This window comes from Methylobacterium sp. Leaf399, from assembly GCF_001424525.1.
GTDB lineage: Bacteria > Pseudomonadota > Alphaproteobacteria > Rhizobiales > Beijerinckiaceae > Methylobacterium.
On the sequence record NZ_LMQK01000001.1, the window covers coordinates 146,803 to 166,839 of the forward strand.

Below are 20,037 nucleotides of genomic sequence, written 5' to 3' on the forward strand. Positions count from 1 at the left end.
CGGCGGTCGGCACCGGAGTCCCCATGACCGACCTCACCCTCGCCGCCGCCCAGGCCATCGTCGCCACCGCCCTCGCCACCGCCCGCGAGCGCGGCCTCAAGCCCCTGGCCGTGGCGGTCTACGACGCCCGCGGGGCGCTCAAGGCGTTTGCCGCCGAGGACGGCACATCCCTGCGCCGGGCCGAGATCGCCATGGGCAAGGCCAACGGCTGCCTGGCGCTCGGGCTCGGTGGACGCGCCATCGCCAAGCGCGCCGAGGAACAGGCGTATTTCGTGGCCGCCGTCAGCCACCTCGTCGGCCCGGCCGCGATGGTGCCGGTGCCGGGCGGCGTGCTGATCCGCCAGGGCGACGTGCTCGTGGGTGCGGTCGGCATCTCGGGCGACACCTCCGACAACGACGAGGTCTGCGCGCTGGCCGGCATCGAGGCGGCGGGCTTTTCGGCCCAGACCGGCGCCTGACGCAGCCGGCCGGATGCCGCTCCACCGCCGCCACTGCCTGACGGGGGGCGGCGCCCTGCTGGCCGGAGCCGTGCTCGGGCAGGGAGCGGCCGCGGCGACCGCGCTCTACCGGCGCGGCAACGACGCGGACCCCGAGACCCTCGACCCGCATCGCTCCTCGACGGTGGCGGAAGCCCACATCCTGCGCGACCTGTTCGACGGGCTGCTCACCTACGACAATTACGGCGCCATCGTTCCGGGCGCGGCCACCCGCTGGAGCGTCTCCCCGGACGGCCTCACCTACACATTCATCCTGCGTGAGGACGGGCGCTGGTCGAACGGCGACGCCGTGACCGCGGGCGACTTCGTCTTCGCGCTGCGCCGGATCATGGCCCCGGCCACCGCCGCCAAATACGCCGAGGTCCTGGCGCCGATCCGCAACGCCGGCGCGGTCAACGACGGCAGCGCCCCGCCCGAGGCGCTCGGCGTCGGCGCCCCCGACGAACGCACCCTCGTCGTCACCCTGGAGCGGCCGACCCCCTACGTCCTCGAACTCCTGACCCACCAGACCGCCCTGCCGGTGCATCCGCCCTCCGTCCTGCGGTTCGGGGATGCCTTCACCAAGCCCGGCAACCTCGTCTCCAACGGCGCCTACCGCCTGTCCGAGGTCGTGCCCAACGACCGCATCACCCTGGTGCGCAACCCGCACCACCACGCCGCCGCCACCGTGGCGATTCCCGCCGTCGCCTTCGTGCCGACCCCGGACCTCGCCAGCGCCGTGCGCCGCTATGCGGCCGGCGAGATCGATTCGCTGGCCGACCTGCCCGGCGACCAGATCGCTTCCCTGGAGCGTCGCTTCGGGAACCAGGTCGTGCTCGGCCCGGCGCTCGGCCTCTATGCCCTGGCGTTCAACGGCCGCAAGGCGCCCTTCGACGACGTGCGGGTACGCCGGGCCCTGTCGCTGGTCATCGACCGCGAGTTCCTGAGCGAGGTCGTCTGGGGCCGGACCATGGCCCCGGCCTATTCGCTGTGCCCGCCCGGCCTCGACAACGCGAGGCCGCCGCCGCAGCTCCCCGGTCGCGACGCCCTGCCCATCGACCGCGAGGACGAGGCCCGCGCGCTCCTGGCCGGCGCCGGGTTCGGCCCCGAGCGGCCCCTGCGCGTCGAATACCGTTTCAACACCACCGACAACAACCGCAACACCGCCATCGCCATCGCCGACATGTGGCGGGCCATCGGGGTCGAGACCCGGTTCGTCTACACCGACGCCAAGACCCATTTCGCCCACCTGCGCGACGGCGGCGACTTCGACGTGGCGCGGATGTCGTGGATCGCCGATTACTCGGACCCGCAGAACTTCCTGTTCCTGCTGCAGGCGGACAACCTCGGCTTCAACTGCGGACGCTACGCCAACCCGGCCTTCGACGACCTGATGCGGCAGGCGGCGGCCGAGCGCGACCTGGCCCGGCGCGCCGAGATCCTGGTGCGGGCCGAGGCCATCCTGCTCGACGAGCTGCCCTGGATCCCGGTGATGCATACCCGCGCCAAGGCGCTGATCTCGCCCCGGCTGTCGGGCCACCACCCGAACCTGCGCAACGTCGCCCCGACGCGGTTCCTCACCCTGAAGGCGTGACGAACCGTTCGCGGTCCTCGGGATCGAAGAAAGGCGACCACCATCGCCGGACGACGGGATCGTGCGTTGCGACACGCGCCTTCGGGTCAAACCTCGTCCTGCACGGACTCATGAAGAAATTGTCGTGCTGTCGCGCACCGAAGACTGATTTTTCTTGCCGCAACGTCTGGTCATGGCCGGACGCGAATGGATCCGGACCAGTCTTGAGGAGGATGTCATGCAGGGTATCGTTCGTCGGGCCGCCATCGTCGTCGCCACCGCCGCCGTTCTGGGCGCATCGCTGATCGCGTCGTCCGCCCCCGGCCAGGCCGCGGGTTACAAGGTCAAGACCGGCTACTGGCCGGGCGCCGTGGCCGCGGGCATCGCCGGCACCGTCGTGCTCGGGGCCCTCGCCGCCTCCGCCGCACCCGCCTACGTCTCCGTCGAGGACGAAGACGATTGCTACACCGCCAAGCGCCGCTTCATCGACGCCGACGGCTACAGCGTCGTGCGCCGCGTGCGCGTCTGCGAGTAGGGCCAGACCTTCCAGAGGCTCACCGCCGCCCGTCGTCGTGGATGACGGGCGGCCTTGTCGCGTCAGCGGATCGACGAGGCGATGGCCTTCTGGATCGCCATGACGTTGGCGCCGCGCTTGAGCGTCTTCTGGATCGGGTCGACCCGGCCCGAGACCCACACCTTGAGTTCCGAATCCATGTCGAAGCTGCCGGCGGTCTCCACCGAGAACGAGGTGATCGCCCGGTAGGGCACCGTGAGGAACGAGACCTTGCGGCCGGTGATGCCCTGCTTGTCCACCAGGATCAGGCGGCGGTCGGTGAACACGATGAGGTCGCGGATCAGCTTGAACGCGATGCTCACGGTCTCGCCGTCGGTGAGCACGCCGTCGAGCTGCCGGTCGATCTCGCCCGCCGTGAGGTCGCTGCCGTGCCCGAGCAGGCCGTCGAGAAGTCCCATCCGCCGTTCCCCCTATCCCGCCGACGCCCGGCGCCCCTATCTAATGGTGGCGGCATCCGGGCTTTACCAGTCGGGACGCCGCTCCCGTGTCCGGAGCCCCAGCGACGATGCCCAGCCCTCCCTTGCGTCTCGGCGTGAACATCGACCACGTGGCCACCGTGCGCAACGCGCGCGGCGGCCACCATCCCGATCCGATCCGGGCGGCCCTCGCCGCCGTCGAGGCGGGCGCGGACGGCATCACCGCCCACCTGCGCGAGGATCGCCGCCACATCCGCGACGCCGACGTCGAGGCGCTGATGCGGGTGTTGAGCGTCCCCCTCAACTTCGAGATGGCCGCCACCGACGAGATGGTGGCCATCGCCCTGCGCCTGAGGCCGCACGCCGCCTGCCTCGTGCCGGAGAAGCGCGAGGAGCGCACCACCGAGGGCGGCCTCGACATCGTCGGCACCCGCGCGCATCTGGCGCCCCGCATCGGCGCCCTGTCGGAGGCCGGCATCCGCGTCTCGCTGTTCGTCGAGCCCGAGGAGGCGGTGATGGACCTGGCCCGCCGCCTCGAAGCGCCGGTGGTCGAACTGCACACCGGGCGCTACTGCGAGGCGGTGGCCGAGGGCGATGCCGCCGGCACGGCCCGCGAACTCGCCCGCATCGCGCGGGCGGCCGAATACGGCGCGGGTCTCGGCCTCGAGGTCCATGCCGGCCACGGGCTCGCCCTCGACAGCGTCGCGCCGGTCGCCCGCCTGCCGCAGATCGCCGAGCTCAACATCGGCCACGCCCTGATCGGCGAGGCGATCTTCGTGGGCCTCGCCCGGGCGGTCGCCGACATGCGCGCGGCGATGGCGGCGGCGCGGACATGATCGTCGGGATCGGATCGGACCTGTGCGACATCCGCCGGATCGAGCGCTCGCTCGACCGCTACGGCGACCGCTTCACGCACCGCATCTTCACGGAGGGGGAGCGGCGCAAGTCGGATGCGCGGGCCGCCCGCGGCCCCTCCTACGCCCGCCGCTTCGCCGCCAAGGAAGCCTGCGCCAAGGCCTTGGGCACGGGCATGAGCGAAGGCGTGTTCTGGCGCGACATGGAGGTGGTGAACCTGCCCGGCGGCCGGCCGACCCTGCGCCTCACCGGCGGCGCGCTGACGCGGCTTGCCGCGATGATGCCCGCCGGGCATGTGGCCCGCATCCACGTCTCCCTCACCGACGATCCGCCGATGGCGCAGGCCTTCGTCGTCATCGAGGCCGTGCCCGACAGCGCCGACGCCCCGGCCTAGAGCGCCGGACCGGCCAAGATGTCCGGTCCGGCGCTCTAGGTCCTTGGTTTTGCATCGGATTTTTCCGAAAAATGGGTCCATTTTTCGGTCCGATGCTCTAGCGGTGGACATCTGACAGATGGTACCCACGCCCTGGGTCCGGTTTCGACCCTGGGCCGATCATGGAGTTAAACTCGGGCGGACCTGATCGGCGGCTAGAGGATGGCGGCTGTTATGGTTGAAAAACCAAACTCCAAATTCCAATAAGTAACGTACAAATTGATGTTTGTATATTATAATAAAAATAATTACCAAAAAAATCGTGAACAAGCAAGTAAGTCTCACCCTGCTAAAATTACTTACGTTTCTTAATATAAATATGAGAAAATCACACAAAACAATAATTGTAAACGCACCAATAATCAAAGAAAGAAGCCGATAAAAATAGCTATACCAATTGCCACAACTCTACTATCAAAGGTCGTGATTTAATTCTCTGCCCGATTAAATCAATGGAATTATCATCGATATTTCCAAATATTTGGCACTGTTACTAAAAGTTTGACCCATCCGTTGACTTCATACTCCCCTGCGAGCGCGGTTTCGCAGAAGTCGAATACTGTTTCTAAAACGTTAACTTCTTAGGGCGGAGCTTGAGCGTGTTTGGATCGGCGGGTCTGTCCGTCGACATTCGCGTTACACCCCATCAAATCGTGGAGAGGGTAGAGTGGCAAAGTGCAGACATGAAGTTGTACCGGATCGCACATCGCCAGCCGAAGCCTATTTACAACCTAAATATTTTAAAGTAATTTTCGCCATAGCCGCCTTAATTGAAAAAAACCATTCGATCAAATTAATTACTTCGTTAAATACTTTATACTGACCATCGTATCATATGAATACAACGTCTCATCATTCTTTACATAAAGTTTTATAGAATAATTACCTCGGTCCAGACTAATGATGTCAATCAATCTTCCAACTTCACCCTTCGAATGAAAACTGATTCCGTGAGTTTTAATAGTTCGTTTAACCAATTCCGTTCCGTTATTATTATGAATTTGAACTTCAAAACTGATTATTTCATTATCACCCGACCCCCCACCCGGAACTCTGTCAGAAAATCTCTTTAGAACAGACTCTCTTTGTAAAGCGGAGTTAAATCGGAAATATAAAACAATTGCAAAAGAATTATTATCTCGAACTCGGATAGAAAAAACCTGCGGCTTTTTCCAATCACTCACAACAAAATCGGCAGGAACGGACGTAGCACTCGTCAAACCATTATCATTAGCGATATAAATTAAAGTAAGCGATGTTATCGTCACTAAAGCTAAAGCAAAAATACAGAAGAGAATCTTCAATGGGAAATTTAAAGCGGCTAATCTAGAGAAAATTCTGCTCACCCGATCTCTCCATCAATTTTAATCATATTTTAGTGATCGAAAGGGCAGCCCACCCCTTTGGCGCAATAGTCATGCAGGGGCTGCCTTGTTCCGTTTTCGGCCCTTCTCGCCTAAACCGACCTCTCCCTGGCTTAGTCGAGGAAAGGCTAATCGTTGCAATCAGCGATTTCCGGATCAAGACTCAAGGTCCGCTCCCCACCCATCGCGGAGGTTCGTGGCGGGTACCGAGCGTCAGATCTCTACCGCTGGCGGCGACGGCATCCGCGTTGCGGGCGGGCGGCGGTTGGTATACCCCCCGCTCTTCGCCGGGCGAATGGACCGCGGCTCGGGTATCGGGGACGGACGTCCCGAAGATCTGCGCGGGCGAGGATCTGCGCGGGCGAGCCGGAGACGACAGCGAAGATGGAACGTGCGCGCGTGGATCACAAGACGAAGCGTGACCTGAAGGTCGCCGAGACCGGCACCTGGGCCAGCGTCAAGGAGACGCTCAAGGTCGGCCTCCAGGCCCTGCTGATCGCCCTCGTGGTGCGCACGCTGCTGTTCCAGCCCTTCAACATCCCGTCGGGTTCGCTGGTGCCGACGCTGCTGATCGGCGACTACCTGTTCGTCTCGAAATACGCCTACGGCTATTCCAAATACTCGCTGCCCTTGAGCGAATACCTCCCGTTCGAGGCCAACGGCCGGATCTGGGAGGCCGCCCCGAAGCGCGGCGACATCGCCGTGTTCAAACTGCCCAAGGACAACGCCACCGACTACATCAAGCGGGTGATCGGCCTGCCCGGCGACAAGGTGCAGATGAAGTCGGGCCTGCTCCACATCAACGACGTCCCGGTCAAGCGCGAGAAGATCGCGCCCTTCGAGACCACCGGGCCCTACGGCGAGCAGGCCAAGGCCGAGCAGTACCGCGAGACCCTGCCGGGCGGCGTCACCCACCTGGTGATCGAGCGTGACGGCGACAGCGGCTACTGGGACAACACCGAGCCCTACGTCGTACCCCAGGGCAAGTACTTCATGATGGGCGACAACCGCGACAACTCGACCGATTCGCGCGATCTCGCCAACGTCGGCTTCGTGCCCTTCGAGAACTTCGTCGGGCGCGCCGAGATGATCTTCTTCTCGATCGACGAGGGGACGCCGGCCTGGCAGATCTGGCACTGGCCGGCCAAGGTGCGCTGGAACCGCCTCTTCAGCGCCATCAACTAAGGTCATGCCGACGATGGACGAAGGCGCGCCCCTGTCCAACCGGGCGCGGCGCGCGCCGCGTCCCAGGCCGGGGCTCGACCTCCTCGAGGCCCGGATCGGCCACGTCTTCACCGACAAGACGCTGCTCGCGCGGGCCCTGACCCATGTCAGCAAGGCCGGCGGCGTCGGCCGCAGCGGCAGCTACCAGCGCCTCGAATTCCTCGGCGACCGCGTGCTCGGCCTGGCCACCGCCGACCTCCTCTACGCCGCCTTCCCCGCCGCCGACGAGGGCGACCTCTCGCGGCGCCTGGCCGGCCTGGTGCGCCGCGAGACCTGCGCGGCCGTGGCGCTGGCCTGGGATGTCGGCCCGCATCTGGCGCTGGGGCCGGGAGAGGTCCAGGGTGGCGGGCGGCGCAACCAGACGATTCTCGCCGACGTCTGCGAGGCGATCCTGGGGGCGGTGTTCCTCGATGCGGGCTACGAGGCGGCGCGGGCGATCGTGACCGCGGCCTTCGCGCCGTCGCGGGAAACGTCCGCCCCGCGCGGGCGCGACGCCAAGTCGGCGCTGCAGGAGTGGGCGATGGCTCGGGGGCTCGCCATCCCCGTCTACGAGGTCGCGGCCCGCTCCGGGCCGGACCACGCCCCGCAGTTCCGCATCGCCGTGCGGGTCGACGGGATCGATCCCGGCTTCGGCGACGGGCCGTCCAAGCGCCTCGCCGAGCAGGAGGCGGCCCGCTGCGTCCTGGCGCGAGAGGGCATCGCGCTCAACGACACGACACGAACCCCGGAGGCTCCGGACGCGTCGACCGACACCGATGAAGGACGTAGCCCCGATGCCTGACCACGACCCGGATATCGAAGACGGCGCCGACCGCGACGACGGCCCGGAAGATGCCGCCCCCGAGACGGAGGCGACCGCGCCCCGCGCAGGCACGATGCCGGGAGCCTCGCGGGACTCCCGCGCCGGCTTCGTCGCCCTGATCGGCGTACCCAACGCCGGCAAGTCGACGCTTCTCAACAGCCTCGTCGGCACCAAGGTGTCGATCGTCTCGCGCAAGGTGCAGACGACCCGCGCCCTGGTGCGCGGCATCGTGATGGAGGGCTCGGCCCAGATCATCCTCGTCGACACCCCCGGCATCTTCGCGCCCAAGCGCCGGCTCGACCGGGCGATGGTCCATTCCGCCTGGAGCGGGGCGGCCGACGCCGACGCCGTCGCGCTGCTGGTGGATGCCCGCAAGGGGATCGACGACGAGGTCGAGGCGATCCTGGCGCGCCTGCCGGACATCGGCCGCCCCAAGATCCTGATCCTCAACAAGATCGACCTCATCCTGCGCGAGACGCTGCTCGCCCTGGCGGCCGCCCTCAACGAGCGGGTGCCGTTCGCCCACACCTTCATGATCTCGGCGCTGAAGGGCGACGGCATCGCGACCCTGCGCGTGGCGCTGGCCGGCATGATGCCGTCCGGCCCCTGGCTCTACCCCGAGGACCAGGTCTCGGACGCGCCGCTGCGGATGCTCGCCTCCGAGATCACCCGCGAAAAGATCTACGACCGCCTGCACGAGGAGCTGCCCTACCGCTCCACCGTCGAGACCGACCAGTGGCAGGTGAAGCCGGACGGCTCGGTGCGGATCGAGCAGACGATCTTCGTCGAGCGCGAGAGCCAGCGCTCGATCGTCCTCGGCAAGGGCGGCCAGACCATCAAGGCGATCGGCCAGGCGGCCCGTATCGAGATCTCCGAGGTCGCCGAGACCAAGGTGCATCTCTTCCTGCACGTGAAGGTCCGCGAGAATTGGGCCGACGATCCGGCCCGCTACCGCGAGATGGGATTGGAATTTCCGCGCGGTTGAACGCCGGTTTGCCAGATCAGACAATGGCTTGCGCCGCGGGCGAAGCGGCGCTGTCCCAGTATTGCGCTGCAACGCCTGCGTCTTTCCACGAGCCCGGGAAGCAAATCATCGATCCGGTGGCCTTCATAACAAAGCCGATCCGTCAATAACCTGACATTGTCCGACGCGACGATTCGGTGGACATCAGAAATATCGTGGATGCGACCTCGTCGAACTTCCCCTCGACGCTCTCGCCGGCTACCTATCGCGGTGTCGGGATTCGAGTCCGAGTCGCGGCCGCCACACCCATTCCCGCTTACGCCCTGAGCCTCGAGGCGCGTGCGCCGTCGCGCCGGATTCGTCATGATGTTGGCCATGCCTCCCCCCACCATGCCTCCCCCCACCATGCCTCCTCCCGATGCCGTCTATGGATCGCCGCCGCCGGACCTCGCCGAGATCCCGGCTGACGCCGCCCAGGTCTCACCGCTGATTCCCGGATCGGCCCGTCTCGAAGACCTCGCCGAGGCCAGCCTCGACCGGATCGTCGTGCTCGCGCCCCCCGGGACGCTGGAGCGGCGCTATGCCCTGTCCCTGTCGCTGCGGGCGCTGCGTCCGGGCGGACGCCTCACCGCGCTGGCTCCCAAGGACCGCGGCGGCGCGCGCCTGGGGCGCGAACTGAAGGCGTTCGGCTGCGAGCCGGCCGAGACGGCCCGCCGCCACCACCGCATCTGCGAGGTCGCCAGGCCCGAGGCCCTGGCGCCCCTCGACGCGGTGATCCGCGACGGCGCCCCGCGCCACATCGACAACCTCGCGCTCTGCACCCAGCCGGGCGTCTTCTCCTGGGACCGGCTCGACCCCGGCACGGCGCTGCTGCTCTCCACCCTGCCCGTCCTCTCCGGCAAGGGAGCCGACTTCGGCTGCGGCATCGGCGTGCTGGCCAGGGCCGTCCTCGCCTCGCCGGCCGTCACCGCGCTGACCCTCATCGACATCGACCGGCGCGCCGTGGAGATGGCACGGCGCAACGTCGCCGATCCGCGCGCCGTCATCCGCTGGGCCGACATCCGTGCGCCGGACGCGGCGCTGTCCCGCCTCGACTTCGTGGTGATGAACCCGCCCTTCCACGACGGCGGCACCGAGGACCAGATGCTGGGCCAGGTCTTCATCCGCCGGGCGGCCGAATCGCTGCGGCCGGGCGGAACCCTGTGGCTCACCGCCAACACCCACCTGCCCTACGAGGCGCCGCTCAACGCCGCCTTCAAGTCCGTGACCCTCAAGGCCTCGGCGGGGGGCTACAAGATCTACGAAGCGCGCACGTGATCCCGGCGGCATTGCGATGAGCGGCACGGCCAAGGCAGCCACCCTGCGTCTCGACCGGCTGCTGGCCAACCTCGGCTACGGTTCGCGGCGGGAGATCGGCCAGCTCGCCAAGGCGGGACTCGTCGTCCTCGACGGGGCGCCGGTCCGCGACGCCGATCGCCGTATCGCCGTGAGTGCCGACCTCAGCGCGCGGATGACGGTGGACGGCGAGGCCCTCGACCCGCCCCCCGGCCTCGCCCTGATGCTGCACAAGCCGCTCGGCGTCACCTGTTCGCACAAGGAAGCGGGGCCGCTGGTCTACGGCCTGCTGCCGGAACGCTGGCGCCGGCGCGACCCGGCCCTCTCCACGGTGGGCCGCCTCGACAAGGAGACCTCCGGCCTTCTCCTGCTCACCGACGACGGCGCCCTGCTGCACCGGATCATCGCGCCCAAGTCCAACGTCGCCAAGCGCTACCAGGTGACCCTGGACCGCCCGCTCAAGGGCGACGAGGCGGCGATCTTTTCGTCCGGCACCCTCATGCTGGAGGGCGAGGACAAGCCGCTCCTCCCCGTCGAGACGCAGGTCCACGACGCGACCCATGCGGCCGTGACCCTGCACGAAGGCCGCTACCATCAGGTCCGGCGCATGTTCGCGGCGGTGGGCAACCACGTGGTCGCGCTCCACCGCGACCGCGTCGGCGGGCTCGCGTTGCCGGAGGATCTGGAGGCGGGGGCGTACCGGATCCTGGGCGAAGCCGAGATCCAGGCCGTCTTCGCCGGGCCTCGGCCAGCCTGACCCGTTTGCGGGCCCTGTCCTGGCCGGACGGGAAAGAAGCCTCCGTCACACGGATTGCCGGTGGCCACCGGCGCGGCGATGCCGTTGGGGTCGGGCGAGGTGTTGCCTCCCACCCTCCCCTCTGCTAAGGCCCCGCCCATTCCACACGCGGAGCCGGCCTCATGCCTGAATGAGGCGTTTCCGGTGATCGTGCCTTTCGGGGCGGGATCGCTTCCTCCGCGGCGGCATCAACCGGAAGAGAACAGAGAATCATGGCCGTCGATTTCACCATGCGTCAGCTCCTCGAAGCGGGCGCCCACTTCGGACACCAGGCCCACCGCTGGAACCCGAAGATGCAGAGCTACATCTTCGGAACCCGCAACAACATCCACATCATCGACCTCGCCCAGACCGTGCCGGCCCTCCACCAGGCCCTTCAGGCGGTGAGCGACACCGTGGCCAAGGGCGGCCGCGTGCTGTTCGTCGGCACCAAGCGCCAGGCCGCCGACACCATCGCCGAGGCCGCCAAGCGTTCGGCCCAGTACTACGTGAACTCCCGCTGGCTCGGCGGCATGCTCACCAACTGGAAGACCATCTCGGGCTCGATCCAGCGCCTGCGCAAGGTCGACGAGACCCTCGAGGGCGGGGCCCAGGGCCTCACCAAGAAAGAGCGCCTGATGCTCGCCCGCGAGAAGGACAAGCTCGAGAAGGCGCTCGGCGGCATCAAGGACATGGGCGGCGTGCCCGACCTCCTGTTCGTGATCGACACCAACAAGGAGCAGCTGGCGATCAAGGAGGCCCAGCGCCTCGGGATCCCGGTGGCGGCCATCGTCGACACCAACTGCAACCCGGACGGCATCACCTACGTCGTGCCCGCCAACGACGACGCCGGCCGCGCGATCTCGCTCTACTGCGACCTGATCGCCCGCGCCGCCATCGACGGCATCTCGCGCGGCCAGGGTTCCAGCGGCGTCGACCTCGGCGCCTCCGAGGAGCCCCTCGCCGAGGAGCTTCCGGCCAACGACGACGTGGCGCTGTCGGTGGAATCGGATTCGATCACGCAGGCCGACGTGGCCGCTCTCGTCGAATCCACCGAGCATTTCGAGCTGCTCTCGGCCCCCCGCGGCGCGCCCGACGACCTGTCGAAGCTCCACGGCGCCGGCCCGCAGATCGTGCAGAAGCTCAACGACGCCGGCATCTACCACTACTGGCAGATCGCCGCGATGACCGACGCCGAGGTCGCCAAGACCGATACCGACCTCAAGCTCAACGGCCGCATCGTCCGTGACGGCTGGGTCGACCAGGCCCGCGGCTTCGTCGAGGCCGCCGCCGCCGCGTGAGGCGCGCGACGGTTCGTCGCCGGGCCGTCACACACGGATTGGACTTTGACCGGGAAGCCCGGCGCCACCCCGGCGCCGGGCTCCTGACCTTCTGAAGACCTGCTGAACACCTGACGAGAGGACTGGCCATGGCCAACATCACCGCCGCACTGGTGAAGGAGCTGCGCGAGAAGACCGGCGCGGGCATGATGGACTGCAAGGGCGCGCTCAACGAGACCGACGGCGACATCGAAGCCGCGGTGGACTGGCTGCGCAAGAAGGGCCTCGCCAAGGCCGCCAAGAAGGCGGGCCGCGTCGCCGCCGAAGGCCTCGTCGCCGTCGAATCCTCCGGGCACCACGCCGCCATCGTCGAGGTGAACTCCGAGACCGACTTCGTCGCGCGCAACGACAGCTTCCAGGGCTTCGCCCGCGAGGCCGCCAAGCTCGCCCTCGACACCGACGGAACCCTCGAGGGGCTCGAGACGGCGCATTATCCCGGCGCCACGGAGACGGTGAAGGAGACCCTCTCCAACCTCATCGCCACCATCGGCGAGAACATGACCCTGCGCCGCGTCGCCAAGCTCGACGTGCAGAAGGGCGTGATCGCCTCCTACGTCCACTCGCCCGTCAGCGCCGGCCTCGGCAAGATCGGCGTGCTGGTGGCGCTGGAGTCCGAGGGCGACGTCGAGGTGCTGTCGACACTGGGCCGCCAGATCGCGATGCACATCGCGGCGACCAACCCGGTGGCGCTCGACGCCTCCGGCGTCGACCAGGCGACCCTGGAGCGCGAGAGCAACATCCTGCGCGAGAAGAACGCCGGCAAGCCCGACCACGTGCTCGCCAAGATCGTCGAGAGCGGCCTCAAGAGCTACTACAAGGAGGTCACCCTCCTGGAGCAGCCCTTCGTGCACGACGGCTCGAAGACCGTCAGCCAGGTGCTGAAGGAGGCCGAGGGCAAGGCCGGGTCGCCGGTCAAGCTCACAGCCTTCGTGCGCTACGCGCTCGGCGAGGGCATCGAGAAGGAAGAAGGCCCCGACTTCGCCGCCGAGGTCGCCAGCCTCTCGCGTTGAGGACGGTCCGGGCCGCGAGCCGGCCGGGGTTGTAGCAGCATCCGTGGGAGCGGCGCCTTGGCACCTCCCACGGATTTTCTCGGTCTGGAACCGGTCCGTCACGAGCTGACGACCCGCCCGCGAGCGACGTCCTGCGCATAGCGCGGCGACGGACGCCGAGGCTCGCCCTCGACCGTACACCGACGGGCTGCCGGGGTGGGCGTGCCTGCGCAACCCGGCGCCATGACATCCGGGCGCCATGACATCGGGACGCCACGACGTCCGGTCCCGTGCCCGTCATTCCCCCCAATGGTGCGGCCCGGCCCTCGACGCCACGGCGTCGGGTCACGTATGTGCACGGGCGACGGCCGGACCGGCGACGCGGTCCGGCGACGGAAGAGGTTGGGTGATGCCCGAGACGACGTCCTTCCGCCGCGTGCTCGTAAAACTGTCCGGCGAGGCCCTGGCCGCTCCCGACGGCTACTGGCTGCATCCGCCGACCCTGGCCAGCCTGGCCGCCGACATCGCCCGTACCCTCGAGACCGGGGTCCAGGTCGCGCTCGTGGTGGGGGGCGGCAACATGATCCGCGGGGCGCGGATTTCCTCCGCCGGCTGGATCGACCGGGCCACCGGCGATTCGCTGGGCATGATCGCCACGGTGATGAACTCGCTGGCCCTGGAGACCGCCCTGAACGCGGCCGGCGTCACCGCCCGCACCATGTCGGCGGTGTCGATGCCCACGATCTGCGAGACCTTCGCGCGCCAGCCGGCCCTGCACCACCTCGACAAGGGCCAGGTCGTGGTCCTGGCCGGCGGCACCGGCAACCCGTATTTCACCACCGACACCGCGGCGGTGCTGCGCGCGGCGGAGCTGCGCTGCGAGGCGGTGCTCAAGGCGACGCAGGTCGACGGGGTCTATTCGGCCGATCCCAAGACCGACCCCGACGCCGTGCGCTACGACCGCCTGACCCACGACGAGGCGATCCGGCGCGACCTCAAGATCATGGATACCGCCGCCTTCGCCCTGGCGCGCGAGAGCCGCCTCTCCATCGTCGTCGGCTCGGTGCATGCGCCGAGCTCGATCCGGGCGATCCTGACGGGGGCCGCGCCGAGCACGCACGTCGTTCCCTGACCGGCACGCACCGAAGAGACGAATTCTTCAGCTTCGTGAGGTTGGCTCGCGTGCCCCGGGCCGCACGCAGCGCGCCGGGCCCGAGACGCCGCAGCGATGTGCCTGGCCCAGATCGTCTTCTACAGCCACAACCGGGTCGCCATGACCGGTGGATCCATGCGCGACATGGTGCGGGACATCCTGGCCTCGTGCAGCCGCTACGACCACACCACCGGCATCACCGGCACCCTGATCTTCAACGAGGCGTACTTCCTGCAGGCGATGGAGGGCGACCGGGCGGCGATCTCCGAGCAGCTCTGGCGCCTGGCCGAGGACGACCGCCAGAGCGGCATGGTGCTGCTGTTCGCCGGTGCGATCGATCGCCGTGACTTCGAGGGCTGGACGGTCGGCTTTGCCGGCCACACCCCGGCGCTCGACGCGCTCTACCTCCTGCACGGCACCCAGGCGAAACTCGATCCGCCGCCGATGACCGCCCGCGGTGCCGTCGGCCTCCTGCGCGCGGTGTCCCACCTCGACGGCACCCACTACGTCCAGAAATCGACGCCGCTCGCCGGCGCCGCCCGCGAGCCCGCGCGGCGCCCCACGGCGTAACCGGCCGGACGCGGGGGTGCGGGCCGGCGGCCGAGTCATTTGCGAGCGCCCGGATTTTGGTTCATGGAAGCCCACGAACCGGCCCAGCGGCCTGGCTTTCCTCCCCTGTTCGCGTCGGGACTCTTCACGCATGGCCATTCCGGACTTCGATCTGAACGATATCAAGCGCCGCATGCAGGGCGCCGTCGCCTCGCTGAAGGGCGATCTCGGCTCCCTGCGCACCGGCCGCGCCACCCCCAGCATCCTCGATCCGATCACCGTCGACGCCTACGGCGCCGCGATGCCGATGTCCCAGGTCGCCACGGTGAGCGTGCCCGAGCCGCGCCTCCTCAGCATCTCGGTATGGGACCGCGGCATGGTCAGCGCCGTCGAGAAGGCGATCCGCGAATCCGACCTCGGCCTCAACCCGCAGACCGAGGGCCAGACCATCCGCCTGCGCATCCCCGAGATGAACGAGCAGCGCCGCAAGGAGATGGTCAAGGTCGCCCACAAGTACACCGAGGAGAGCCGGGTCGCCGTGCGCCACGTGCGCCGCGACGGCCTCGACCACCTCAAGAAGCTCGAGAAGGACGGCGCCATCAGCGAGGACGACGAGAAGCGTCAGGCCGCCGAGGTGCAGAAGGTCACCGACCAGCACATCGCCGAGATCGACGGCGTGCTGGCGTCCAAGGAAAAGGAAATCATGCAGGTCTAGGGCCCTCCGCTCGGGGGCCTGCCGCCGGACGCGCGACGGGCGTGGTCTCGCCGGCTCGACGCCGGGGGATCGGCGAGAACGATGGGGCCGGTCCGGCGGGCGTCGGAGGGCCCCGGCACGACGGGGCCGCGTGGTCGACCGGTCCAGGGACGGTGAGGGAGAGACGCGGTGGATCGCCTAACGCGCGCGCGTCGGATCAAGGCAGGGATGACGTCCGACGCCGAGGTGATGGCTTGCACCGGTACGGGACCGGATTCGTCGCGGATCGAGGCCGCGACGCCCTCGCCCGGGGCCGCCGCGCGTGAGCGCCCGGCCGTGCCCGCCCATGTTGCGATCATCATGGACGGGAACGGCCGCTGGGCCGCCCGGCGCGGGTTGCCCCGCGTCGAGGGCCATCGCCGCGGCGTCGAGGCGGTGCGCCGGGCCGTCCGTTCGGCGATCGAACTCGGGGTGAGCTACCTCACGATCTACGGCTTCTCCTCGGAGAACTGGCGTCGCCCGCCCGCCGAGGTCGCCGACCTGATGGGGCTCCTCAAGCTGTTCGTGCGCCGCGACCTCGCGGATCTCCATGCCAGCGGGGTGCGCGTGCGCATCATCGGCGACCGCGAGAGCCTCACCCCCGACATCGCCGGCCTGCTCGTCGAAGCCGAGGAGCGGACCCGGCACAACACCGGCCTGACCCTGGTGGTGGCCTTCAACTACGGCGGCCGCCAGGAGATCCTGCGGGCGATGCGGCAGCTGGCGCAGGCGGTCCTCGAGGGCCGCATGAGCCCGGGCGAGATCGGGATGGACACCATCACCGCCGCCCTCGACACCACCGGCATCCCCGATCCGGACCTCGTCATCCGCACCTCCGGCGAGCAGCGCCTGTCGAACTTCCTGACGTGGCAGACGGCCTATGCCGAATACGTGATGGTGCCGGAGTTCTGGCCCGACTTCGACCACGACGCCTTCCGCGCGGCCATCGACGAGTACAACCGCCGCGACCGCCGCTTCGGCGGCTTGAGCGACAAGGCCGGCTGATGGCGGGCACGGGCGGCCCGGCACCCGCGGCCGTGCGCCGGCGCGACCGCCTCGGCGGGCGCGAGTTCCGGCTTCGCGCGATCTCGGGGCTGGTGATGGCCGTCGCGGTCGTGGCGGGCCTCGTCGTCGGCGAATGGCCCTTCGCCGTGATCTGGCTCGTCGCGGCGGTCATCGCCACCGGCGAATGGATCGCCATGACGCAGCTCTCCCCGACCCGGCCCCTCGTCGCGGTGACGGCCGCGGCCCTCGTCGGCGCGGTGGTCTGCGCACGGGTCGGCACGTCGCCGGCGACGATCGCCATGGTGCTCGCCGGTGCGGGCCTCGTCCTCCTGGTCGTCGCCCGCGACAGCGCCACTCGGGTTCGCGCCCTCCTCGGCCTCGGCGGCGGCGCCGTGATCGCCCTCGTCCCCACGGCGCTGCGCGACGATCCCGCCATCGGGATCGTCGGTCCCGCCTGGATGTTCGCGGTGGTGTGGTCCACCGACATCGTCGCCTACGTCACCGGCCGCATGCTCGGCGGCCCGAAGCTGATGCCGCGGGTGAGCCCGAACAAGACCTGGTCGGGCGCGCTCGGCGGCCTCGCCGCCGGCACGCTGGCCGGCGCCGGGCTGGTCATGGCCGCGCGCGCGCAGGGCTGGAGCGGCGCCGCCTCCGCCTCGCTGGGCATCGTGGCGCTGGCCAGCGCCGCCGCCTCGATCTGCAGCCAGAGCGGGGATCTCGCCGAGTCCGCCCTGAAGCGGCGGTGGGGCGTCAAGGATTCCGGCCGCTCCATCCCCGGTCACGGCGGCGTCATGGATCGCCTCGACGGCTTCTTCGCCGTGGCCGTCCTCGTCGGCTTCTATCTCGTCCTGCGCCGCCTGGCGGCCGCCTGAAGGAATCGTTCGCGTGAGTCTCACCGTCACCGTCCTGGGCGCCACGGGCTCCATCGGCCGCTCCACCACCGATCTCATGCGCCAGCACCCCGGCCGCTTCCGCGTCGGCGCCCTGGTCGGCGGGCGCGACGCCGCCTCCCTGGCGGCGCTGGCGCGGGAGATGAGGCCCGCATTCGTGGCCCTGGCCGACGAGGCCGCCGGACCCGCCCTGCGCGAGGCCCTGGCCGGGTCCGGCATCGCCCACGGCGCCGGAGACTCGGCGGTGATGGAGGCGGTCGCCCGCGAGGCCGACATCGTGGTCGCGGCGGTCAGCGGGGCCGCCGGCCTGCGCCCGACCCATGCGGCGCTGCGTCTCGGGCGCACGGTGGCGCTGGCCAACAAGGAGAGCCTCGTGTGCGCCGGCGACGCCTTCATGCGCGATGCCGCCCGCTACAAGGCCCGGCTGCTGCCGGTGGATTCCGAGCACAACGCCCTGGCCCAGGCGCTGGGCGACGGCCGTGTCTCGGACGTCGCCAAGATGACGATCACCGCCTCGGGCGGCCCGTTCCGGACCTGGGCTCGCGAGCGGATCGCCGCCGCCTCGCCGACGGAGGCCGCCGCCCACCCGACCTGGTCGATGGGCATGAAGATCAACATCGATTCCGCCTCCCTCATGAACAAGGGGCTGGAGCTGATCGAGGCGCACCACCTGTTTTCCATCGAGCCCGGACGCCTCGACGTGATCGTGCACCCGCAGTCCATCGTCCACGGGCTGATCCACTGGCGCGACGGCGCCGTCACGGCGGGGCTGGCCATGCCCGACATGCGCGTGCCGATCGCCCACTGCCTGGGCCTCGGCGACCGCCTGACGATCGAACGCGGCCGGCCCCTCGACCTCGTGGCGGCGGGCAGCCTCACCTTCGAGGCGGCGGACGAGGAGCGGTTCCCGTGCCTGCGCATCGCGCGGGCGGCACTGGCCGAGGGTGGCGCGGCCCCCACCGTGATGAACGCGGCCAACGAGATCGCGGTCGCGGCCTTCATCCGCGGCGCCATCCCGTTCTACGGCATCGCCGAGCTCGTCGAGCGGACCTGCGCGCATTTCGCGCCCACCTACCGCACGGCTCCCGCCGACGTCGACGAGGCCCTGGCCATCGATGCGCATGCGCGGGCCTGGAGCGCGCAGGCGCTCGCGGCCTGAAGGGCCGCGGCCCGGTCACCATGATGCGACATGGGCGTGCCGTCGCACCGAATTGCGTTGGCGGCCGCAAGACACGATCTGCTAGACAGGGTCGACAAGCGTGCAGCGGTCGTACGACCGGGCCCTGGGGCGGATCGAAGACCCGAGCGGGCGACGCGTTGCCCTGCCGACGCGGACCGGCTTAGGGTCTGAACAATCGGTCGAGAGACCGGCATCAAGGACGGACCGATGGAATTCCTCAGCGCCATGGGCGGAACCGCGAGCGGGTTCTTCGGCGCCGTCATCCCCTTTCTCATCGTCCTGACCATCGTGGTCTTCGTCCACGAAATGGGGCACTTCCTGGTCGGGCGCTGGTGCGGCGTCGGCGTCCATGCCTTTTCGATCGGCTTCGGGCCGGAACTCGTCGGCTTCAACGACAAGCACGGCACCCGCTGGAAGCTCTGCGCCATCCCGCTCGGCGGCTACGTCAAGTTCCACGGCGACATGAACGGCGCCAGCGTGCCGGACGCGCAGGGCGTGGCGCAGATGAGCCCGCAGGAGCGAGCCACCAGCTTCCCGACGCAGCCGGTGGCCAAGCGGGCGGCGATCGTGGTGGCGGGGCCAGTGGCCAACTTCATCCTCGCCATCCTGGTCTTCGCCGGCGCGATCTACTTCGGCGGCCGCTACGAGACGCCGGCGCGGGTCGAGGCGGTGATCGCCGGAAGCGCCGCCGAGCGTGCCGGCTTCCAGCCCGGCGACGTCATCCGCTCCATCGACGGCGCCCCGGTGGGCAGCTTCACCGACATGCAGCGCACCGTGACCGGCAGCGCCGGCAGTTCGCTGAAGATCGTGGTGGAACGGGCGGGCGTCCCCACCGACCTCGTCGCGATCCCCGATGTCGTCCAGGAGCGCACGCCCTTCGGACAGCACCGCTTCGGCCGCCTCGGCCTCCAGGGCCCCAAGGGCACCGAGGCGAGGCTCGTGCAGTACGGCGCCCTGCAGTCGCTGTCCCTGGGCGTCTACGAGACCTACTTCGTGGTCGACCGCACCATGGACTACCTCGGCAAGCTCGTGACGGGCCGAGAATCCCCGGACCAGCTCTCCGGCCCCATCGGCATCGCCCGCGTCTCCGGCGAGGTCGCCAAGGTCGGGGGCGTCGGCGGCCTCATCAGCCTGGTGGCGCTGCTCTCGGTCTCGATCGGTCTCCTCAACCTGTTCCCGGTGCCGATGCTCGATGGCGGCCACCTGATGTTCTACGCCTACGAGGCGGTGCGCGGCCGCCCCTTGAGCGAGAAGACCCAGGAGATCGGCTTTCGCATCGGTCTCGCCCTCGTCCTGATGCTGATGCTGTTCGCGGGTTGGAACGACATCCTCAACCTTGCGGCCTCCTGGACGCGCGCCACCTGAGTCGTCGCGAAAACCAGTCGTCGCGAAAACCCGCCCGCGCCC

At 68.7% G+C, this 20,037-nt stretch carries 21 protein-coding genes; 19 read left to right on the plus strand and 2 right to left on the minus strand.

Features of this window, described 5'->3' with window-relative positions:
* The first annotated feature begins 23 nt into the window (after positions 1 to 23).
* From ASG40_RS00710 to ASG40_RS00720, 3 genes are all read left to right on the plus strand, one after another.
* Positions 24 to 458 (plus strand): GlcG/HbpS family heme-binding protein, encoded by a 435-nt coding sequence (locus ASG40_RS00710; RefSeq protein WP_055878941.1) that lies wholly within the window; start codon positions 24 to 26, stop codon positions 456 to 458.
* A gap of 13 nt (positions 459 to 471) precedes the next feature.
* On the plus strand, positions 472 to 2,070 hold the full coding sequence (locus ASG40_RS00715; RefSeq protein ID WP_055878945.1) for a peptide ABC transporter substrate-binding protein: 1,599 nt from the start codon (positions 472 to 474) through the stop codon (positions 2,068 to 2,070).
* A 217-nt stretch (positions 2,071 to 2,287) separates the two neighbouring features.
* Positions 2,288 to 2,584 carry a hypothetical protein gene (locus tag ASG40_RS00720; protein WP_055878948.1) on the plus strand — a complete coding sequence of 99 codons (297 nt, stop codon included), beginning with the start codon at positions 2,288 to 2,290 and terminating at the stop codon, positions 2,582 to 2,584.
* Between the two features lie 62 nt (positions 2,585 to 2,646).
* On the opposite strand, the gene ASG40_RS00725 is transcribed toward ASG40_RS00720, so the two are convergent.
* On the minus strand, positions 2,647 to 3,021 hold the full coding sequence (locus ASG40_RS00725; RefSeq protein WP_055878952.1) for a PH domain-containing protein: 375 nt from the start codon (positions 3,019 to 3,021) through the stop codon (positions 2,647 to 2,649).
* A gap of 107 nt (positions 3,022 to 3,128) precedes the next feature.
* On the opposite strand from ASG40_RS00725, the gene ASG40_RS00730 reads away from it, so the two are divergent.
* The gene (locus ASG40_RS00730) at positions 3,129 to 3,875 is read left to right on the plus strand and encodes a pyridoxine 5'-phosphate synthase (RefSeq protein WP_055878956.1); all 747 of its coding nucleotides are present in this window, start codon (positions 3,129 to 3,131) and stop codon (positions 3,873 to 3,875) included.
* The gene (gene acpS, locus ASG40_RS00735; RefSeq protein ID WP_055878960.1) at positions 3,872 to 4,288 is read left to right on the plus strand and encodes a holo-ACP synthase; all 417 of its coding nucleotides are present in this window, start codon (positions 3,872 to 3,874) and stop codon (positions 4,286 to 4,288) included. The genes ASG40_RS00730 and acpS overlap by 4 nt, the downstream gene beginning before the upstream one ends.
* Before the next feature lie 836 nt (positions 4,289 to 5,124).
* Here acpS and ASG40_RS20915 read toward each other — a convergent pair.
* On the minus strand, positions 5,125 to 5,673 hold the full coding sequence (locus ASG40_RS20915; RefSeq protein WP_156387491.1) for a DUF5625 family protein: 549 nt from the start codon (positions 5,671 to 5,673) through the stop codon (positions 5,125 to 5,127).
* Between the two features lie 402 nt (positions 5,674 to 6,075).
* Here ASG40_RS20915 and lepB point away from each other — a divergent pair, with 402 nt between their 5' ends.
* The 14 genes from lepB (at position 6,076) to rseP (ending at position 19,995) form a co-directional block, all read left to right on the plus strand.
* The gene (gene lepB, locus ASG40_RS00740; RefSeq protein WP_055878963.1) at positions 6,076 to 6,876 is read left to right on the plus strand and encodes a signal peptidase I; all 801 of its coding nucleotides are present in this window, start codon (positions 6,076 to 6,078) and stop codon (positions 6,874 to 6,876) included.
* Positions 6,877 to 6,880: 4 nt separating this feature from the next.
* Complete coding sequence (rnc, locus tag ASG40_RS00745; RefSeq protein ID WP_082523835.1) at positions 6,881 to 7,696, plus strand: ribonuclease III; 816 nt, start codon at positions 6,881 to 6,883, stop codon at positions 7,694 to 7,696.
* Positions 7,689 to 8,702, plus strand: a complete 1,014-nt coding sequence (gene era, locus ASG40_RS00750; protein WP_055878966.1) for a GTPase Era — start codon at positions 7,689 to 7,691, stop codon at positions 8,700 to 8,702. The genes rnc and era overlap by 8 nt, the downstream gene beginning before the upstream one ends.
* Positions 8,703 to 9,056: 354 nt before the next feature.
* Complete coding sequence (locus tag ASG40_RS00755) at positions 9,057 to 9,998, plus strand: class I SAM-dependent methyltransferase (protein ID WP_244480495.1); 942 nt, start codon at positions 9,057 to 9,059, stop codon at positions 9,996 to 9,998.
* A gap of 16 nt (positions 9,999 to 10,014) precedes the next feature.
* Positions 10,015 to 10,773: a pseudouridine synthase gene (locus ASG40_RS00760; protein ID WP_055878969.1), complete on the plus strand. Its 759-nt coding sequence runs from the start codon at positions 10,015 to 10,017 to the stop codon at positions 10,771 to 10,773.
* 251 nt (positions 10,774 to 11,024) lie between these two features.
* Entirely contained in the window at positions 11,025 to 12,092 is a 1,068-nt protein-coding gene (locus ASG40_RS00765) for a 30S ribosomal protein S2 (protein WP_055878972.1), read from the plus strand.
* A 128-nt stretch (positions 12,093 to 12,220) separates the two neighbouring features.
* Positions 12,221 to 13,141: a translation elongation factor Ts gene (gene tsf / locus ASG40_RS00770; protein WP_055878976.1), complete on the plus strand. Its 921-nt coding sequence runs from the start codon at positions 12,221 to 12,223 to the stop codon at positions 13,139 to 13,141.
* Between the two features lie 388 nt (positions 13,142 to 13,529).
* The gene (gene pyrH, locus ASG40_RS00775) at positions 13,530 to 14,252 is read left to right on the plus strand and encodes a UMP kinase (protein WP_055878979.1); all 723 of its coding nucleotides are present in this window, start codon (positions 13,530 to 13,532) and stop codon (positions 14,250 to 14,252) included.
* A gap of 96 nt (positions 14,253 to 14,348) precedes the next feature.
* Positions 14,349 to 14,843, plus strand: a complete 495-nt coding sequence (locus ASG40_RS00780; RefSeq protein ID WP_055878983.1) for a BLUF domain-containing protein — start codon at positions 14,349 to 14,351, stop codon at positions 14,841 to 14,843.
* Positions 14,844 to 14,973: 130 nt separating this feature from the next.
* Complete coding sequence (gene frr / locus ASG40_RS00785; RefSeq protein ID WP_055878987.1) at positions 14,974 to 15,537, plus strand: ribosome recycling factor; 564 nt, start codon at positions 14,974 to 14,976, stop codon at positions 15,535 to 15,537.
* Between the two features lie 207 nt (positions 15,538 to 15,744).
* Entirely contained in the window at positions 15,745 to 16,560 is an 816-nt protein-coding gene (locus ASG40_RS00790) for an isoprenyl transferase (RefSeq protein WP_244472222.1), read from the plus strand.
* Positions 16,560 to 17,432 (plus strand): phosphatidate cytidylyltransferase, encoded by an 873-nt coding sequence (locus tag ASG40_RS00795; protein WP_055878991.1) that lies wholly within the window; start codon positions 16,560 to 16,562, stop codon positions 17,430 to 17,432. Before ASG40_RS00790 ends, ASG40_RS00795 begins: the two co-directional genes overlap by 1 nt.
* A 13-nt stretch (positions 17,433 to 17,445) precedes the next feature.
* On the plus strand, positions 17,446 to 18,609 hold the full coding sequence (gene dxr, locus ASG40_RS00800) for a 1-deoxy-D-xylulose-5-phosphate reductoisomerase (protein ID WP_055878994.1): 1,164 nt from the start codon (positions 17,446 to 17,448) through the stop codon (positions 18,607 to 18,609).
* Positions 18,610 to 18,837: 228 nt separating this feature from the next.
* The gene (rseP, locus tag ASG40_RS00805; RefSeq protein ID WP_055878997.1) at positions 18,838 to 19,995 is read left to right on the plus strand and encodes an RIP metalloprotease RseP; all 1,158 of its coding nucleotides are present in this window, start codon (positions 18,838 to 18,840) and stop codon (positions 19,993 to 19,995) included.
* Positions 19,996 to 20,037 lie beyond the last annotated feature (42 nt).

Coding starts and splice junctions, on each gene's coding strand:
- ASG40_RS00710 (WP_055878941.1), top strand. CDS start 24: ATGACCGACCTCACCCTCGCCGCCGCCCAGGCCATCGTCGCCACCGCC.
- ASG40_RS00765 (WP_055878972.1), top strand. CDS start 11,025: ATGGCCGTCGATTTCACCATGCGTCAGCTCCTCGAAGCGGGCGCCCAC.
- ASG40_RS00760 (WP_055878969.1), top strand. CDS start 10,015: ATGAGCGGCACGGCCAAGGCAGCCACCCTGCGTCTCGACCGGCTGCTG.
- ASG40_RS00715 (WP_055878945.1), top strand. CDS start 472: ATGCCGCTCCACCGCCGCCACTGCCTGACGGGGGGCGGCGCCCTGCTG.
- era (WP_055878966.1), top strand. CDS start 7,689: ATGCCTGACCACGACCCGGATATCGAAGACGGCGCCGACCGCGACGAC.
- acpS (WP_055878960.1), top strand. CDS start 3,872: ATGATCGTCGGGATCGGATCGGACCTGTGCGACATCCGCCGGATCGAG.
- rnc (WP_082523835.1), top strand. CDS start 6,881: ATGCCGACGATGGACGAAGGCGCGCCCCTGTCCAACCGGGCGCGGCGC.
- ASG40_RS00755 (WP_244480495.1), top strand. CDS start 9,057: ATGCCTCCCCCCACCATGCCTCCCCCCACCATGCCTCCTCCCGATGCC.
- rseP (WP_055878997.1), top strand. CDS start 18,838: ATGGAATTCCTCAGCGCCATGGGCGGAACCGCGAGCGGGTTCTTCGGC.
- ASG40_RS00790 (WP_244472222.1), top strand. CDS start 15,745: ATGACGTCCGACGCCGAGGTGATGGCTTGCACCGGTACGGGACCGGAT.
- frr (WP_055878987.1), top strand. CDS start 14,974: ATGGCCATTCCGGACTTCGATCTGAACGATATCAAGCGCCGCATGCAG.
- ASG40_RS00795 (WP_055878991.1), top strand. CDS start 16,560: ATGGCGGGCACGGGCGGCCCGGCACCCGCGGCCGTGCGCCGGCGCGAC.
- ASG40_RS00720 (WP_055878948.1), top strand. CDS start 2,288: ATGCAGGGTATCGTTCGTCGGGCCGCCATCGTCGTCGCCACCGCCGCC.
- ASG40_RS00725 (WP_055878952.1), bottom strand. CDS start 3,021: ATGGGACTTCTCGACGGCCTGCTCGGGCACGGCAGCGACCTCACGGCG.
- pyrH (WP_055878979.1), top strand. CDS start 13,530: ATGCCCGAGACGACGTCCTTCCGCCGCGTGCTCGTAAAACTGTCCGGC.
- ASG40_RS00730 (WP_055878956.1), top strand. CDS start 3,129: ATGCCCAGCCCTCCCTTGCGTCTCGGCGTGAACATCGACCACGTGGCC.
- tsf (WP_055878976.1), top strand. CDS start 12,221: ATGGCCAACATCACCGCCGCACTGGTGAAGGAGCTGCGCGAGAAGACC.
- ASG40_RS00780 (WP_055878983.1), top strand. CDS start 14,349: ATGTGCCTGGCCCAGATCGTCTTCTACAGCCACAACCGGGTCGCCATG.
- lepB (WP_055878963.1), top strand. CDS start 6,076: ATGGAACGTGCGCGCGTGGATCACAAGACGAAGCGTGACCTGAAGGTC.